This is a genomic window from Actinoallomurus rhizosphaericola, from assembly GCF_024055675.1.
GTDB lineage: Bacteria > Actinomycetota > Actinomycetes > Streptosporangiales > Streptosporangiaceae > Actinoallomurus > Actinoallomurus soli.
Map to the genome: position 1 here is coordinate 14,014 of NZ_JAMXMW010000002.1, position 16,408 is coordinate 30,421.

A 16,408-nucleotide genomic window follows, 5' to 3' on the forward strand; every position below is an offset into this window, starting at 1 on the left:
CGCGCGGGCGGACCGGCGGACGTTCGGGGGAGGCGCCGATGATCCTGCTGGCCGTGACGATCCTCGCGCTGGCCTGGTACGTCCTGTGCTGGCTCGGCCTGCTGTGGAGCGGCGCACGGCGGGCCGTGGACCGGCTCTCGCCGTACACCCGGTGGCTGCACGCCTGGGTCCTGTCGGCCCCGGCGACGTTCGCCTATGTCGCGGTCTTCACCGCGTTCACGCTCGTCCAGCGGACGACGCCGCCGCACCTCATCGACGTGCTCACCCGCGTCAACAGCACCAACCTCGTCCGGCTCCACCACGCCCCGCTCGCGGTGCTGGCCGACAGCGCCATGTGGGTCGCGGACCGCGGCGCGGGCCTCACCCTGTACATCCTCGCGTTCGTCACCGTCGTCGCCTGGGCCGAGCAGCGGTACGGACCTCCCCGCATGATCGTCATCGGCCTCTCCGGCCACGTCCTGGGCACCCTGCTCACCGCGCTGGTCGAGCTCCACGCGATCGAGGCGGGCCACGCGCCCCACCGCCTCGCGCACACCACCGACGTCGGGGTGAGCTACATCATGGTGGCCGGCTGCGTCGCGGCCGTCCTGCTCATGCGCGGATGGTGGCTCGTCACCGGAATCACGGCGCTCGCCGTGGGCGTGGTCTGGCCGGTGATCTCCAACCACACGATCTGGGCCCTCGGCCACCTGCTGGCCGCCCTGTGCGGGCTGGTCGTCGCCGCCCTCTGCCGGTTCCTCGGCGGGGTCAGGCGCCCCCGTGACCTGCGCCCCTGTCTGAGGGGGCCGGAGAGGATCACAACCGAGTGATCACCCACACCGACCCGATCGCGACCACGGCCAGAGAGGCGCCGAGGACCATCCGTCTGATCGAACGCCTTCCCGTCACCGGAGAGAAGAACCACGTGGAGAACCAGACGAAGAAGGCGACCAGTCCGACGGCGCCGAATCGCACCAGGTCATAGGGCAGCTCGTGCCGAGCGGTCCCCGGATCGAACACGGCGATCAGGATCAGGAACGAGCCGGCGAAGAGCGCGGCGCCGACGACCGCCGTTCCCCACTGCCAGCGGAGCCAGGTGGGGTCCTTCACATGGCGATCGGTGGCGTCCGTCTGCGTGCCGCTCACTGGTGCACCATCCTGTTCAGGTGGTCATGAGACCGGCGCCGTCGAGCTCAGTACGACGCCAGGGTACGGCACATCGCGAAGCGATCGCCATGTGACGGGCGGATGACGTCACTTCGAGTTGGCCAGCCAGAATTTCTGGAAATCTTTGTCGAGGCGAGTGGCGAATGACGCGTCGCCGTCCTTCTTCGGGTCTCCGCCTTGGTGATGGCCGCCGAGCACGCCGATTATCGTGCCTGCACCGGTGATCCAGTTATCACCGTGCGCGAGGAGCAGGCCGGATCCACTCACTCCGTCGGAGTAGTCGTTGCAGAAGAACTTGTAAGCCGACTTGTGGCCCTTGATGTCCTTCTTCGACGTGACCGCGTGACATAGAACCGGGTAGTTGTACTTGCTCGGATACCCGATGAGGTAGACCTCGTTCTGCCAGCCGGCGCTCAGCTTGTAGTTGTCCGCCCCGAGAACGTCCTGAATACGGCCGTTCTTGTGCTGCTTCACCTGGATGACACCGTAGTCGTAACTCGGGTTCGAGCGCCCCAGCAGGTCGATCCACCGACCTGGGACATGCCACGAACGTACGCCCCACTTGCCGTAGGGAGTCATGTCCGGCCCGCTCCCATATCCCGGAACGAACACCGTGAGGAGGTTACCGACCTCCGTCCCGCCTATCTGCCGCAGACAGTGCCCGGCAGTGAGGATGGAATCCCGGCCGTGACTGGTGACGATCGTTCCGGAACAACTGAAGCTGTGCCCTCCGAAATGGTAGAAGATCTTGCCCATGCGGTGCAGCCTGGACTTCGGTAGTGCAGCGGACATGGGTTTGGTCGTCGCCGTGCTTCGGGGATCGGCGAACGTATCGTCGATGGGAGTGGCTGCGCGCATCCTTTCGGGCGTCCAGTAATCCTCCGCCGCCTGCGCCTGCGCGTCGGTCGCGCGGTAGACCTCGATCCCGGCCGCCGCGGCCGGCGGACGCGGCGCGGTTGCGTCCGCCGCCGTCACGGATCCGATGGTCATACCGGCCCCGAGCAATAGCGCACCGCCGGCTTTCGCCGTCCAGTGAGAAAACATGTGATCCCCCGTCTGATCGCGTGAAGATCACCGTAGGGCCGATTGCGGATCCACCGCCACTTTTGACCCATATCGGTCAGCAGACAACACGTGTCAACGAGGATGCGAAATGACCACAGGAGGGATAAGCCCGACCGCGCACTGTTGCGCTGACCCGTTTCGTCAGGTCGTTCTCCCCGGGCTTTCAACCCTCGACGAATACCGCAGGCCCACCTGGTCGGGCACGACCTTGGGCAGTCCGCGCAGCCACTCGGGGAGATCCGCGGGCCACCAGCGGCCGGCCGCCAGGTGCGCGAGGGCGTCGCTGACCGCGGCGACGGACGCGTCCGCCGGAACGACCCGGCTCGGCGCCGCACCCGCCAGCACCCCCAGCCACCAGTGACGCCTGGTCGGCGGCATCCCCTCGGGATCCAGGACGACGTAGTAGTCCGGCAGCAGCAGCCGCTCGCCGGCCAGCCCGGCCAGCGCCGACTCGATGGCCACCTCCAGGCCCCCGTGCGGAGCGGCCTGGTCGAAGAAGTCCACCCACGCGTCGCGGACGTCGGCGAGCGGGTCGGCGTCGTGCACGACGTACGTCGTGCCGGCGCCCGCGATCGCCCGGGTCACCTCGGCGGGCGTACGGTCGCCCGCGACCAGGGCGCGTACGTTGTGCAGGGCGGCGAGCCCGGACACGACCTTGTCCGCGCCCTCCCCCGCGACCACCACCACCGTGCTGCTCGTCCGCCGCATAAGCCGGATTCTAGGCACCCGTTCGCCGTGGACACGTCGCCGCCGGCATGCGACACCTTGCCGCCGCCAGGGACACCTTGCCGCCGGCAGCCGCCCTGGCGGCGGAGATCTCCGCCGGCGCCTTCACCGCCGACCCGCTCCGATGCCGTCGGCGCAGGGTGACACCTTGCCGCCGGCAGTGACACCTTGCCGTCCGCTGTGACGCCTTGCCACCGGCAGTGACCATGCCTTGCCCGATTCGCCGCGTATGCGAGTCACTGACGACGACAACGTTCGTTGGTCATCCACAGACTTGCGCCGGGTGCCCCACGGCTCTCCTTCCCGTGGCGATGCTGCGGGTATGCGAAGGGAACTCATGGCGCTGGCCGCGGCGCAGGGCGGGGTGTTCACCCGGCGGCAGGCGCTCGCCGCCGGGTACGGAGCGCGGGCCGTCCGGAATCGGCTGGCGGCGGGCGTCTGGCTCGCCCGGCGGCGTGGCGTGTACGTGACCAGGGCACTCTGGAACGCCTCCGACGTCGGAGGCCGGCACGCCATCGACGTCGCGGCCGTGATCCTGTCGTTCCGCCGGTCCGATGCCGTCGGAAGCCACCGGTCCGCCGCAAGGATCTACGGCATCGAGGCGCCGGAGCCCGCGCGCGAGGTCGTCACCGTGACCCGTCCGGCCGGAGCGCCGGGCCGGGGGGCATCCCGAGGGGTACACGTCGAACGCTCGACCCTGCCGCGCGGACACGTGCGATGGGAGCACGGGGTGCCCCTGACCACCCCTGCGCGTACGGTGGTGGATCTGGCGCGTACGCTCCCGTTCCGGGACGGTGTCGTGGTGGCCGACTCGGCGCTGTTCCTCCGCCGGACCGGCCGCGAGGCCCTCCTTCGCGTCATCGAGGACTGCGGACGGTGGCCGGGCATCGAACGGGCCAGGGCCGTCATCGACTTCGCCGATCCCCGGGCGCGCAGCCCACTTGAGTCCGTCACGCGGGTCATGTTCGCCGAGCAGGGACTGCCGCCACCCGAGGTCGGCGTCCTGATCGGCGAAGACGACGAGATCTTCACCGAGGTCGACTTCCTCTGGTCCGACCAGCGCACCATCGCCGAGGCCGACGGACTGGCGAAGTACACCGATCCAGGCAAACTCCGGGCGGAGAAGCTCAAACAGGAGCGGCTCGAGGAGATGGGCTTCACCGTCGTACGCCTCACCTGGCGGCAGGTCACCGAACACCCGGAGGAGTCCGCGGCCCGGATCCGCCGCGCCTTCGTTCGCGGCACCGCACGCGTCGACCGCGCGGCCTGAAATGCCGTCAGGTCCGCGCCACGACGATCATTCGGCGGCTGTCAGGAGTCAGCGGGCCGCCGTCGTCACCGTGACCGGTCACGGTACGAAAGCCGGCGGCGAGCAGCCAGTCGCGCAGTTCGGTGAAGGTGAACATGCGCACGAAGAACGGGATTCGGCGGACCCGGCCCTGACGGACGACCGTGCGCTCGGTGACAACGCGGCCGGTCACCGGGTCCACGGCACGCTGGTCGATCATCAAGTCACCGTCCCGCTCGACGACGGAGGCGGGCTGGAAATTACGGATGATCCAGTCCCGGTTGTTCAGTTCGACGGCGAACCTGCCACCCGGTGAGAGGACACGTGACACCTCGGTGAGGACCCGGCGGTTGTCCTCGTCATCGAAGTAGCCGAACGCGGTGAACCAGCTGATCACCCGGTCGAACCTCCGCCCCCACGGCAGCGACCGCATGTCCCCTTCGACATAGGTGACCGGCACCCGGCGGGCGGCGGCGTCCTGCCGGGCGCGTTCGAGGAAGGCGGACGTGACGTCCAGGCCGGTCACCCGGCAGCCGCGCTCGGCCAGCCGGGCCGCGATCCGGCCGTGCCCGCAGGCGAGGTCGAGCACCTCCATGCCCGGTTCCAGGTCGAGCAGCCGCCAGATCAGGTCGGTCTCGACGTCCGCCCGCTCCTCCAGCGGCTCGGCGAAGAAGCGCAGATAGTCGTCGTCGAACAACCCGTCCGCGTCGAAGGCCTGATCGGTCATACCACCCTCCCTGTCATCGTCACCCTCCACAGTGGACGCTCAGGCATAGTGATGTCATCGGGTTTTCACCCGCGCGGGACGCGGCGTCCCCTTGGCCGCCGCCACCGCGAACGCTCCCCAATCACGACAGGCGTTCCGCCGCCACCACGCCCTCCGCCATCCCGCGAACACTCCGCCGTCGCCGCGAACACTCCGCCGCCGTCACGGACGCACTGCCGCCACCACACCCTCCGCCATCCCGCGAACACTCCCCCATCGCCGCGAACACTCCGCCGCCGTCACGGACGCACTGCCGCCGCCGCGAACACTCCGCCGCCGTCACGGACGCACTGCCGCCGTCACGGACGCACTGCCGCCGTCACGGACGCACTGCCGTCGCCGCTGACGCACTGCCGTCGCCGGCGCGCACTCTGCCGTCCCCGCTGACGCGCTGCCGTCGTCGATAGCGGTGGGAGGTCTGTGATGCCCGCCTTATCCGGGCAACAGCGGCGGCGACTCGGACCGGAACCGGGTTCTGCCGAGGTGCGTCTCAGAGGCGATCAATCCCGTTTTGCACCTTTCTCAGGAGCGTCGGTGGCCGATTCGAAAAAGATCCCTCGTCTCTCCGGACGCATCAGCCGTGGCAAGGCGATCGCCGCAGCGGTGGTGCTCCTCGTCGTCGCGGTGCCGACGCTGAACGGCTTCTTCGGGTCGTTCGAGCGCACCTCCGGAGGTGATGTGGCGGTCATCCGCAACGGCGGGATGCTCGACAACAACAAGATCCGCCAGATCATCGACCCCGGGTCCGGGATGACCTGGATCGGGTGGTGGTCGCACGCCCACAAGTACCCCGCGCAGCAGCGGTTCTACACGATCACCGCCGACTCCGGACGCGGGGATCGTACGGGCGTCGACGTCGTGACGGTGCCCAGCAGCGACGGCGTCAACATGGGCATCGAGGGCACGCTCTACTTCAACCTGAACCTCGACCACGCGACGTTGCGGAAGTTCGACGATAAGTTCGGCACTCGAAAGTTCACCGGCGCGGACGGCAAGCCGCGGTACGCGTACGACGGCGACGAGGGGTGGTCCGGGTTCCTGGACCAGATCGTCCGGCCCGTCATCGAGAACGATCTGCGCACCCAGATCAACAGCTTCCGCTGCGCGGAGCTGGTCTCCTCCTGTGCCCTGGTGCAGAACAATTCCGGGGGCAAGCAGCAGCAGACGGCATTGAAGGTCCAGAGCAACAACGCCAACATCTCCAAGGTGCAGAGCGCCATCAACACGAGCCTCGAACAGGACCTGCAGCAGACCCTCGGGCTCCCCTTCCTGACGAACCTGCACTTCAACCTGGCCCGCATCACACTGCCAGCGCAGGTACAGCAGGCAGTGGACAGCGCGCAGGCGGCGTTCGCGAAGGTCACGGAGTCGCAGGCACAGGTCGCACAGGCCCGCGCGGAGGCGGAGGCCAACCGTGCCCGGCAGGAGGGCTACAACAAGTGCCCGACGTGCGCCGACATCGAGAAGCTGAAGGCGCTGCCCAAGGGCATCACGGTGTACGCGCCGGGCAACGACCACGTTTCACTCCCGTCCCGGTAGGAGGACCCGATGCGCGTCCTCGTGCTCCCGCTCGCACTGGTTCTCGTGGTTCTTCTCGCCCTCCTCATCGCCGCCTCCAGCCGGCCCGGCCGGAGGGAGCCACCGCGTTGGGAGTCCGCGACGGAACTACGGGACGGCGTGACGATCGTGCTCGTACGGCAGGTCGTCGGCGGCCGGGAGGTGGGCCGTCAGATCGTCGCCGAGATTCCGGCGGACGTCCCGGACTGGGAGACGCGTTATCACGAGGCGATGGCCGCCGCCCGGTCCCGGGCGGCGGCCTTCCGCAGCGAGGCGGACTGATCCTCCGCGACGCCGGAGACCGTGCCACCACCGTGCTCCCTGCCGCCGTGCTCCCTGCCGAGAGCCGGCGCCGCCGCACACCTTGCCTCCATCGTGGACTCTGCGCCGCCGCGGTGGGATGTTCGCCGTCGGCATGAACACTGCGACACCCGGTATGCCCGCTTCGAGAGGGCAACAACGGTGGCAGCGTCAAGCCCGCACCGGGTTTCCGCTGTCAGCCGTCGCCGTGGGCTTTTCGCCGCCGCGGTGGACTCTTCGCCGCCGCCGTTACCAGTGCGGCGCCCGATATGCCCGAGCCAGACGGCAACGGCGGCAGAGTCGGGCCGGAACCGAGTTGTGCGCTCTCCGGAATCACCGTGGGTTCCTTCCCTGGGTCACTCGGCAACTGGGGCAGCTCGGCGTTGCTGGGGGTGTTCGGCTCTGTTGCGGGTTGCTCGGTGTTCGGAGACGGGTGGGCGACCGGTACCTCCGGTTTCGGGGGCGGGTCGGCGGTGAACTGGTCTCCTGGCCGACCTGCGGGGTCAGCCGGTCTCGGCCGCGCCACCGGCCCAGCGGGATCAGCCGGGCTCGGCCGCGTCGCCGGCCCAGCGCAATCAGCCAGACTCAGCCGCGCCACCGGCCCAGCGGGATCAGCCGGGCTCGGCCGCGTCGCCGGCCCAGCGGGATCAGCCGGGCTCGGCCGCGTCGCCGGCCCAGCGGGGTCAGCCGGGCTCGGCCGCGTCGCCGGGCCAGCGAAATCAGCCAGACTCAGCCGCGTCGCCGGCCCAGCGGGATCAGTCGGTCTCGGCCGCGTCGCCGGGCCAGCGGGCGAGGCGCATGTCGACGCGCTCGCCGCGCAGCGGGGTGCCCTCGGCCCGGTAGTGCCGCATGGCCCGCTGTTCGTGGCACTGCGGGGGCGAGCCGTCCGCCCGGATGACGCGCCACCAGGGCACGCCGCCGCCCCACAGCGCCATCACTCGGCCGACCTGGCGCGGGCCGCCCTCGCCCAGGAACTCGGCCACGTCCCCGTACGCCATCACGCGGCCCGGTGGGATCCGCTCGACGACGTCGAGGACGCGTTCGGCGAACTCCGTCGGATCACCCCGCATGGTCGTCTCCCGAGTCGTGACGGACGCGTACGCGCCGGACGTACAGCACGGTCGTGGTCAGGGCGCCGGCGAACCCGAACAGCGCGGCGACGCCGACCCAGCCGCCCAGGATGACGAGGCCCGGCGGATGCTGCTCGACCTGGACCGGCCGCATCGGCCCGTCGCCGAACCGGCCGGTCTTGCCGGCCGCGGTGAGCCGGTACCCCTGCAACCGGTCGGCGGCGGCCAGCGCGGCCGGGGCGTTGACCTCGCCGAAGCCCACCTTCTCGTCGTACCCGGCGGCCGGGCGGGCCCTGGTGCTCGCGGTGATCGCCTGAGCGACCAGCGCGGGAGGCATGTCGTGGTAGCGCGCGCGGATCAGGGCGGCGACACCCGAGACGAGCGCGCCGGCCTGGCTCGTGCCCTCACCGATCCAGTAGAGGTTGCCGGGCCCGGCGCCGATGACGTCCGCGCCCGGCGCGGCGACCTGGACGCTCGCGTTGCGGTCGGAGAACTTCGCCGCGACGCCCTGGCGCGTCATCGCGGCGACCGCGATGACTCCGGGGAACGCGGCCGGATAGGACAGCCGGGTCAGGCCGTCCTTGTCGATCTTGCTGGGGCTCTTGGAATCGCCGTCGTTGCCCGCCGAGGCGACCAGGACCACGCCCTTGGAGATGGCGTAGGCCATCGCGTCGCGTTCGTCGGTGCCGGGGCGCGGGCCGCCGAGGGACATGTTGATCACATCGGCGCCGTGGTCCGCCGCGTAACGGACGGCCTTCGCCAGCGCCGAGCGGTACACCAGCGAGTCGCGGAACGACTTGTAGCCCTTCTCCCCCGGGTCGGAGATCATCCGCACCGACAGCAGGTGGGCCTCGGGCGCCACGCCGATCACTCCGTCGCCTCCGCCCTTCCCGTGCCCGTGCCCGGCGATCAGGGAGCCCATCCAGGTGCCGTGGAGCCGGCCGGGGTCGTGCGCGACGGAGCGGATGAAGTCGGGCCCCGTGGTCACCGCGCCGGACAGGTCGCGGTGCGATCCGTCGATCCCGGTGTCGAGGACGGCGACGGTGACGCCCTTGCCCTTGGTCGTGCGCCACGCCTGCGGAGCGCCGAGGGCGTCGAGCACCCACTGCTCCCGGTCGCGTACGGCGTCGGCGTGCGCGGTGGACGGCAACGCCGGCAGCAGGGCGGCCGTCAGCGCCAGCCCTGCGGCCAGCGCGCGCCTCAGCACTTCCACTCCTGCTTCTCGGCACAGTCGGGCTCGACGGGCAGCGCGAGTGCGCCGGCGATGTTCCGGCCGACCTCGGGAGCGAGCTGGAACCAGCCGCCGTGCGGCTTGTGAACGGCGGAGGCGGGACGGCCGTCGGTCTGCCCGGCCACGGTCAGCACGACGTACGGGCCGGCGCGGTCGGCGGTGGCGAACTGCCGCGCGCTCTCGGCGAACCGGGCGGCGATGGTCTGCGGGAACGCCAGCGGGTGCAGGAACGGGCCCGCCGCGCCGGGATCCGCGGGCGCCAGGGCCTCTCCGGCCAGGCCCGCGGACCGCTCGTCGGGGAAGGCGGCGATGCCCACGGTCAGGACGATGCCCTGCATCTGATCGACGTAGGTGGCCCGGAGCAGCGCCCGGCAGCCGTACCGCGCGAGAACGGCCGCGGGCGCGGCGTCGATGCCGGTGCCGCAGCCCCGCTCGGGGGCGATGCCGACCCGGCCGGCGTGCTCGATCCCGTTCTGTTCGGAGGTGTACGGGACGGAGTCGGGGAAGATCTTCTCGGCGGGCCAGGTGCGCCAGCGGTTCCGTACCTCCTCGGCCGCCGCGCGGTAGAGCTCCCACGCGGTCGGCTTGCGGTGGAACTCCCAGTAGACCCGGGCGGTCGACAGGCCTCCGACCACGAGATAGCCGACCGTCGTCACCGCCGCCACCACCAGCCACAGCCGACGACGCGCGTACCAGGGCACGGGTGCCGGCGGCGGCTCCTCCGCCGCGTGCCACGCCCCCCATCCGCCGGGCCCGGTCGTCGGCCAGCTCGGATCGGAGGTTCGCGCCATATCTGACAAGGTTACTGGTCGATCCCTCGCCGTCGGTGAGAACCGGGACAGGGGTGAACCAGCGTGACGGAGGAGGCATCCGGGGGGCTCGCCGTCCCGGAGCCCTCATCGCACGTCGGCCGCGCGGCGGAGAGCCGCGCGGCCGATCGGCGATCAGTGGATCAGTAGGTCGGGGTGCCCGTCAGTAGGACGGCTTGTCCGGCTCGATCTGGTTGATCCAGGCCAGCACTCCGCCGCCGAGGTGCACGGCGTCGGAGAACCCGGCGTTCTTGACGATCGCGAGGCACTCGGCGCTGCGGGCGCCGGACTTGCAGTGCAGCACGACGCGCTTGTCCTGCGGCAGCCGCTCCAGGGCCGCGCCGGACAGGAACTCGCCCTTCGGGATCAGCGTGGCACCGGGGATGTTCACGATCTCGTACTCGTTGGGCTCCCGGACGTCGACCAGGAAGATGTCCCCGGTGTCCAGGAGGTCCTTGAGCTCGGTCGCGCTGATCGTGGAGTCCTTGGTCGCGTCCGCGGCCTCCTCGGAGATCGCGCCGCAGAACGCCTCGTAGTCGTCGAGGAGCTCGGTGATCGTGGGGTTCTTGCCGCACAGCGGGCACTCGGGGTCCTTACGGACCTTGACGCTCCGGTAGGTCATCTCGAGGGCGTCGTAGATCATCAGGCGTCCGACGAGCGGCTCGCCGATGCCCGCGATCAGCTTGATGGCCTCGTTGACCTGGATGGAGCCGATCGACGCGCAGAGCACGCCGAGCACGCCTCCCTCGGCGCAGGACGGCACCATGCCGGGCGGCGGCGGCTCGGGGTAGAGGCAGCGGTAGCAGGGACCGTGCTCGGCCCAGAACACCGACGCCTGACCGTCGAAGCGGTAGATCGAGCCCCAGACGTACGGCTTGCCCAGCAGCACGGCGGCGTCGTTGACCATGTAGCGCGTGGCGAAGTTGTCGGTGCCGTCGACGATCAGGTCGTAGCCGCTGAAGATGTCCATGACGTTGTCGTTGGACAGCGCCTCGTTGTGGACGATGACGTCGATCAGCGGGTTGATCTCGCGGACCGAGGCGGCGGCCGACTCGGCCTTCGGCCGGCCCACGTCGGACTGGCCGTGGATGATCTGGCGCTGCAGGTTGGACTCGTCGACGACGTCGAAGTCGATGATGCCGAGGGTGCCCACGCCGGCGGCGGCGAGGTACAGCAGGGCCGGTGAGCCGAGCCCGCCCGCGCCCACACACAGCACCTTGGCGTTCTTCAGCCGCTTCTGTCCGGCCATCCCGACGTCCGGAATGATCAGGTGACGCGAATAGCGCCGGACCTCGTCGACGGAGAGCTCGCTGGCGGGCTCTACCAGTGGTGGCAACGACACGGTTGTCTCCTGCGCGTGCTGGAATTGTGATGCGGACGCCGTCGTCCTGGACTTCACAACTCTGTCACGCGCCTCCGCATTCCCGCTCCCGCGTCCTCCAGCATCGCCCGGAACTCCCGTGCCACGGCCTCGGGCCGCTCCATCTGCGCGACGTGGCCGACGTCGGGCAGCACGACCACGCGGGAGCGCTTGAACACCCGGCCCGCGCGGGCGGCCATCCGCGGGTCGACGAGCCGGTCGTGCCGGCCGTAGATCACCAGGGTCGGCGCGATGACGCGCGCGGCGTAGCGCCAGAGCGAGCGCCGCATGTAGGCGGTGACGATGCCGCGCGACGACGCGATCAGCGCCTCGGCGTTGTGGGTCAGCCCGTCCCTGCGGCGTACGTCCTCGACGAGCTCCATGACCCGGTCGGGGTGCAGGCCGGTCGGGTCCGCGAAGCACATCTCCAGCGTGCCCTGCACCCGCTGTTCGGCGGGCAGCGCGGCGAGCCGCCGGACCGCCCAGGGGCCCACGCCGGGCACGCTGGCGGCCAGGATCCGCGCCGGGCCGTACCGGGGCCGCAGGTCGGGGAGGGCCGGGGCGATCAGCGTGAGGGAGCGCACGAGGTCGGGACGGGTGCCCGCGAGCCGGGTGGCGATGGCTCCGCCGAGGGAGTTGCCGAACAGGTGGACCGGCCCCCTGCCGCGCTTCTCGATGAGCCGCGCGACGATGATCGTGTGGGCGTCGACGGAGTAGTCGTGGTCCGGGGGCGGCGGAGAGTGACCGAATCCGGGCAGGTCGACGGCCTCGCCGGCGATCTCGTCGGACAGCAGGCCCATGAGGTCGGTCCAGTTGGCCGAGGAACCCGCGAGCCCGTGCACGAACAGCGCCGGGTCGGCGTCCTCGCGCGGCGACGACGCCGTGCGCACGAAGACCTCACGGTCGCCCAGCCGGACCAGTTCGCCCGGCCATTGCGGAATCGGTGTGCTCATCCTGCTCGCGGCGTGGGGCCTCCGGCCGTCTGGTCGGAGAGGAGCCGCCGCTGCCTCCTCTCTGCTGGTACCGAACGCGGTTCCACCATAACCGCGCGGATGCGCGGCCGGGCGACCGGGCATGATCCCGCGCGCCCGCCTTGACCTGATCTTGAGGGACGCTGGGCCCCGTACCGTCGTGGTACGGGGCCCAGCGTGGGGTCAGCGCGCCGCTTCGGGGCGCGGGCGGCGGTCCTCGTACCGGCCCGCGCCGGCGCGGCCACCGGCGTGCCGTGCGGCGCCGCCGCGGCCGCCGGGACGGGCACCGCCCGGCTCCCGCCGCTGCCGGTGACCGTCACGGTGCTCGGGACGCCCCTCCCGGTGCTCACCCGAGCGCCCGTCGCGGTACTCACCGTCGAGACGGCCGTCCTGGCCGCGGCCCTCGAACCGGCCGCCGGGACGCCGGTCGCGACGGGCGCCCGTACGCGGTCCGCGGCGCTGCGGGCGCGGCTCGGGGTCGGGCGGGACCGGGATGCCGCTCGGCGGCTGCGCCCCGGTGATGCGGACGAGGGTCTCGTCGCCGGCGGCGACCTTCGACCGCAGTGCGCGCACGCCCGCGCGGCGCATCATCCGCTCGGTGTTGCGCACCTCGTTGTGTGCGACGAGCGTGGCGACGGTGCCGCGCTCGCCCGCTCGTGCGGTACGGCCCGCGCGGTGCAGGTAGTCCTTGTGGTCGGCGGCCGGGTCGACGTGCACGACCAGGCTGACGTCGTCGACGTGGATGCCGCGGGCGGCCACGTCGGTGGCGATCAGCACCCCGACCTTGCCCTCGCGGAACTCCGCGAGCGTACGGGTGCGGGCGGACTGGGTCTTGCCGCCGTGCAGCGCGCCGGCGCGGACGCCGACGTGGGCGAGCTTCTTGGCCAGCGCGTCCACGCCGTGCTTGGTGCGGACGAACATGATCGTGCGGCCTTCGCGGCCGGCGACCTCGGCGATGACGTTCTGCTTGTCGGCGCGGTCGACGATGAACAGGTGGTGGTCCATGGTCTCCACCGGCGCGGCGGCCGGGGCGATCGAGTGGGTCACCGGGTCGTGCAGGTAGCGGCGGACGAGCTTGTCGACGTCCCCGTCCAGGGTGGCGGAGAACAGCAGCCGCTGGCCGTCGGAGGGGATCTGGTCGAGCAGCTTGGAGACCGCCGGGAGGAAGCCCAGGTCGCACATGTGGTCGGCCTCGTCGAGGACCGTGATGCGCACGTCGGCGAGCGAGCACTCGCCGCGCTCGATGAGGTCGGTCAGCCGCCCGGGGGTGGCGACCAGCACGTCGACGCCGCGGCGGAGCGCCTGGATCTGCTTGGTCATCGACATGCCGCCGACGACGATCTTGGTGTGCAGCCCGAGGCTGCGGCCCAGAGGGCCGAGGGCGTCCTGGACCTGCATGGCCAGTTCGCGGGTGGGGACGAGGATGAGCGCGCGGGGCCGCGTCGGGGCGGCCTGCACGCCGGCGATCCCCGCCAGCAGCGGCAGGCCGAACGCGAGCGTCTTGCCCGATCCGGTCTGGCCGCGGCCGAGCACGTCACGCCCGGCGATCGCGTCGGGAATGCAGGCGACCTGGATGGGGAACGGCGCGGTGATGCCGCGGCGTTCGAGCGCCGACACGAGGGGGGTCGGCAGGCCGAGCTCGGCGAAAGTGGACAAGGTCGAAGGACCGTCAGTCAAGAAAGAACCTCTCGGAAATGGCCCGCCTCGAGAGGTGCCGCGAGGGTGGGGAACCCGCGGACTCTTAGCCGGCCGTAGGCGCGAGCGCGCCTGTACAGGAATCTCAGAGCTTACAGCGGTCACCAACGCGCCCGAGGGGATCTTCATTCCCGACCGGGCGGACAGGTTTTCACCGGCCCGTCGAAGGGTCTCGGACGGGTCCTCGTCGGTCTCAGGCGGTCTTGCGGGTGCCGCTCTTCGCCTTGGTCTTGGTGTCGGCGGTCTTCTTGGCCCCGGCCTTCGCACCCGTCTTGGCGCCCGTGCCCCGGCCGCCCTTGGCCGCGCCGTCCTTGCGGGCGCGGGACCCGTCCTTCGCGGATCCGGCGGCCGTGCGGGCCTCCCCGTCGCCCTTCTCCGTACGGCCCTTCTTCGCCGCCTCGACGCTCGCCCGCAACGCGCTGAGCAGGTCGGCGGCCGCAGGAGCCTCCTCGGCGGCCTCCGGCGCGACGACCTCCCGGCCCTCGACCTTGGCCTGGATGACCGCCTCCAGGGCCTCGCGGTACCGGTCCTTGTACTCGCCCGGGTCGAAGTCGCCCGTCATGGTGTCGATGAGCGAGGACGCCATCTGCAGCTCCTGGGGGCGGACGTCGACGTCCTCCTCCATGAACGGGAAGTCCGCCTCGCGCACCTCGTCCGGCCACAGCATCGTCTCGAGGACGAACACGCCGTCCCGTACGCGCAGGGTCCCGAGCGACTCGCGCTGCCGGAGCGCGACCTTGACCACCGCGACCTTGTCGGAGTCCTCGAGGGCGTCGCGCAGCAGGACGTACGGCTTGACGCCCTGGGCGTCGGGCTCGAGGTAGTAGGTCTTGGCGAAGTAGATCGGGTCGACCTGCTCCTCCGGCGTGAACTGCAGGACGTCGATGCGCCGGCTGGTCGACAGCGGCAGCTCGGCGAAGTCCTCGTCGGTGAGGACGACCATCTCCCCGGTCGGCAGCTCGTAGCCCTTGGCGATGTCGGAGTACGGCACCTCCTCGCCGTCGACCGTGCAGACGCGCTTGTACTTGATCCGGCCGCCGTCCTCGCGGTGGACCTGGTGGAACGCCACGTCACGCTGCTCGGTGGCGGAGTAGAGCTTCACCGGAATCGTGACGAGCCCGAACGAGATCGCGCCCTTCCAGATGCTGCGCATGGGGTGTCCCTACCCTCCGACCTGCCGATCTACCTGCCAGGCCGTACGAACTGCGATAACCCGAATGTATGCGCAGGTCGGGGGCGGGGCGAAGTGTCCCCCGGGTGAGCGGGCCGTTCGCGCCGCGTCACGGACGGACCCGGGCTGGTCCACGAGACCGTGTCCGTCCGGTGAAACCCGTGGCCGCGTGGCGTCAGGCCGGGGCGGCATGGGCAGAAATGATCGTATGGGTGACCCCATGCCCTCCGATGTCCAGCCGATGCTCGCGACCCCGGGCGAGCTACCGGACGACGCCGACCGCTGGGGCCTGGAGCTCAAGTGGGACGGCGTCCGCGCGATGGTGTACGTCTCCGGCGGACAGGTCCGTGCGGTCGGCCGCCGCGGCCTGGACGCGACCCGCCGCTACCCGGAACTGCAGGCCCTCGCCGACCTCCTGCCCGGACAGGCGGCGGTCGTCGACGGCGAGGTGGTGGCCTTCGACGAACGCGGCCTGCCGAGCTTCCAGCGCCTGCAGCACCGGATGCACGTCGAGCACCCGGACCCCCTGCTGGCCCGCCGGGTTCCGGTGCACTACATCGCGTTCGACCTGCTCTACCTGGACGGCTACCTGCTGTACGACATGCCCTACCGCGACCGGCGGGCCCTGCTCGACGAGCTGGAGCTGGCGGCCGGTCCCATCGAGGCGCCGCCGTACCTGCCGGGCACGGCCGTGGACCAGGTCGGTGAGTTGCTCGCCTACACGAGGGAACAGGGCCTGGAAGGGCTGATCGCCAAGCGGCTCGACTCGCCGTACCGGCCCGGCCGCCGGGTCGACTACTGGCGGAAGATCAAGAACTTCCGTACGCAGGACGTCGTCATCGGCGGCTGGAAGGAGGGGCAGGGCCGCCGGGAGGGCGGCGTCGGCTCCCTGCTGCTCGGCGTCTACGAGGACGGCGTCCTGCGCTTCGTCGGGCACGTCGGCACCGGATTCACGGACGCGGCGCTGGACGACCTGCACAAGATCATTACTCCCCTGGAGCGAGCCACCAGCCCGTACGCCGCGGAGATCCCCCGCGAGTACGCCCGGAGGGCGCACTGGGTGGAGCCCTGGCTCGTCGGCGAGGTGGAGTTCTCCCGCTGGACCCTGGACGGGATGCTGCTGCACGCCTCCTGGCGTGGCCTCCGCCCCGACCTCGACCCCGGCGAGGTGCGCGCCGACCCCTGAGCCGTACGCGGGCGCCCCGGCCCTGCGCCGAGCCTTGATCGAACGCCGGGACGCGGGGCGTGGTTGA

16 protein-coding genes are annotated in these 16,408 nt (G+C 71.0%); 5 read left to right on the forward strand and 11 right to left on the reverse strand.

The features are described from left to right. Positions 1 to 38 precede the first annotated feature (38 nt). A complete protein-coding gene (locus NE234_RS03955) occupies positions 39 to 809 on the forward strand; it encodes a rhomboid-like protein (RefSeq protein ID WP_252777434.1) in 771 nt (256 codons plus the stop codon). Here NE234_RS03955 and NE234_RS03960 read toward each other — a convergent pair. The 3 genes from NE234_RS03960 to NE234_RS03970 all read right to left on the reverse strand — a co-directional run bounded on the left by NE234_RS03960 (position 796) and on the right by NE234_RS03970 (position 2,919). Then, complete coding sequence (locus NE234_RS03960; RefSeq protein WP_252777437.1) at positions 796 to 1,125, reverse strand: P-loop NTPase family protein; 330 nt, start codon at positions 1,123 to 1,125, stop codon at positions 796 to 798. The genes NE234_RS03955 and NE234_RS03960 overlap by 14 nt on opposite strands. A 108-nt stretch (positions 1,126 to 1,233) precedes the next feature. Further along, entirely contained in the window at positions 1,234 to 2,121 is an 888-nt protein-coding gene (locus tag NE234_RS03965) for a trypsin-like serine peptidase (protein ID WP_252777438.1), read from the reverse strand. Between the two features lie 231 nt (positions 2,122 to 2,352). Continuing rightward, entirely contained in the window at positions 2,353 to 2,919 is a 567-nt protein-coding gene (locus NE234_RS03970) for a hypothetical protein (RefSeq protein ID WP_252777439.1), read from the reverse strand. A gap of 340 nt (positions 2,920 to 3,259) precedes the next feature. On the opposite strand from NE234_RS03970, the gene NE234_RS03975 reads away from it, so the two are divergent. Beyond that, positions 3,260 to 4,207 (forward strand): type IV toxin-antitoxin system AbiEi family antitoxin domain-containing protein, encoded by a 948-nt coding sequence (locus NE234_RS03975; RefSeq protein ID WP_252777441.1) that lies wholly within the window; start codon positions 3,260 to 3,262, stop codon positions 4,205 to 4,207. A 7-nt stretch (positions 4,208 to 4,214) separates the two neighbouring features. Here NE234_RS03975 and NE234_RS03980 read toward each other — a convergent pair whose 3' ends face one another. Continuing rightward, positions 4,215 to 4,952, reverse strand: a complete 738-nt coding sequence (locus NE234_RS03980; RefSeq protein ID WP_252777443.1) for an SAM-dependent methyltransferase — start codon at positions 4,950 to 4,952, stop codon at positions 4,215 to 4,217. 573 nt (positions 4,953 to 5,525) lie between these two features. Between NE234_RS03980 and NE234_RS03985 the strand changes: the two genes are divergently transcribed. Both NE234_RS03985 and NE234_RS03990 read left to right on the forward strand, forming a co-directional pair. After that, positions 5,526 to 6,530, forward strand: a complete 1,005-nt coding sequence (locus NE234_RS03985) for an SPFH domain-containing protein (protein WP_252777444.1) — start codon at positions 5,526 to 5,528, stop codon at positions 6,528 to 6,530. Between the two features lie 9 nt (positions 6,531 to 6,539). Then, positions 6,540 to 6,830 carry a hypothetical protein gene (locus NE234_RS03990; protein WP_252777447.1) on the forward strand — a complete coding sequence of 97 codons (291 nt, stop codon included), beginning with the start codon at positions 6,540 to 6,542 and terminating at the stop codon, positions 6,828 to 6,830. Between the two features lie 773 nt (positions 6,831 to 7,603). Here the strand turns inward: NE234_RS03990 and NE234_RS03995 are convergent. The 7 genes from NE234_RS03995 to ku form a co-directional block, all read right to left on the reverse strand. Beyond that, the gene (locus NE234_RS03995; RefSeq protein WP_252777449.1) at positions 7,604 to 7,918 is read right to left on the reverse strand and encodes an MGMT family protein; all 315 of its coding nucleotides are present in this window, start codon (positions 7,916 to 7,918) and stop codon (positions 7,604 to 7,606) included. Then, positions 7,908 to 9,131, reverse strand: a complete 1,224-nt coding sequence (locus tag NE234_RS04000; protein ID WP_252777451.1) for a S8 family serine peptidase — start codon at positions 9,129 to 9,131, stop codon at positions 7,908 to 7,910. Before NE234_RS04000 ends, NE234_RS03995 begins: the two co-directional genes overlap by 11 nt. Further along, positions 9,119 to 9,940 carry a hypothetical protein gene (locus NE234_RS04005; RefSeq protein WP_252777452.1) on the reverse strand — a complete coding sequence of 274 codons (822 nt, stop codon included), beginning with the start codon at positions 9,938 to 9,940 and terminating at the stop codon, positions 9,119 to 9,121. The genes NE234_RS04000 and NE234_RS04005 overlap by 13 nt, the downstream gene beginning before the upstream one ends. A 181-nt stretch (positions 9,941 to 10,121) precedes the next feature. Further along, positions 10,122 to 11,300 (reverse strand): adenylyltransferase/sulfurtransferase MoeZ, encoded by a 1,179-nt coding sequence (gene moeZ / locus NE234_RS04010; protein WP_252777456.1) that lies wholly within the window; start codon positions 11,298 to 11,300, stop codon positions 10,122 to 10,124. 53 nt (positions 11,301 to 11,353) lie between these two features. Then, the gene (locus tag NE234_RS04015; RefSeq protein ID WP_252777457.1) at positions 11,354 to 12,271 is read right to left on the reverse strand and encodes an alpha/beta fold hydrolase; all 918 of its coding nucleotides are present in this window, start codon (positions 12,269 to 12,271) and stop codon (positions 11,354 to 11,356) included. A 201-nt stretch (positions 12,272 to 12,472) separates the two neighbouring features. Continuing rightward, positions 12,473 to 13,945, reverse strand: coding sequence for a DEAD/DEAH box helicase (locus NE234_RS04020; protein WP_252777458.1), 1,473 nt, complete (start codon positions 13,943 to 13,945; stop codon positions 12,473 to 12,475). Positions 13,946 to 14,177: 232 nt separating this feature from the next. After that, positions 14,178 to 15,137 carry a non-homologous end joining protein Ku gene (ku, locus tag NE234_RS04025; protein ID WP_252777459.1) on the reverse strand — a complete coding sequence of 320 codons (960 nt, stop codon included), beginning with the start codon at positions 15,135 to 15,137 and terminating at the stop codon, positions 14,178 to 14,180. Positions 15,138 to 15,375: 238 nt separating this feature from the next. Between ku and ligD the strand changes: the two genes are divergently transcribed. Then, entirely contained in the window at positions 15,376 to 16,341 is a 966-nt protein-coding gene (gene ligD, locus NE234_RS04030; protein WP_252777460.1) for a non-homologous end-joining DNA ligase, read from the forward strand. The last annotated feature ends 67 nt before the right edge of the window (positions 16,342 to 16,408 follow it).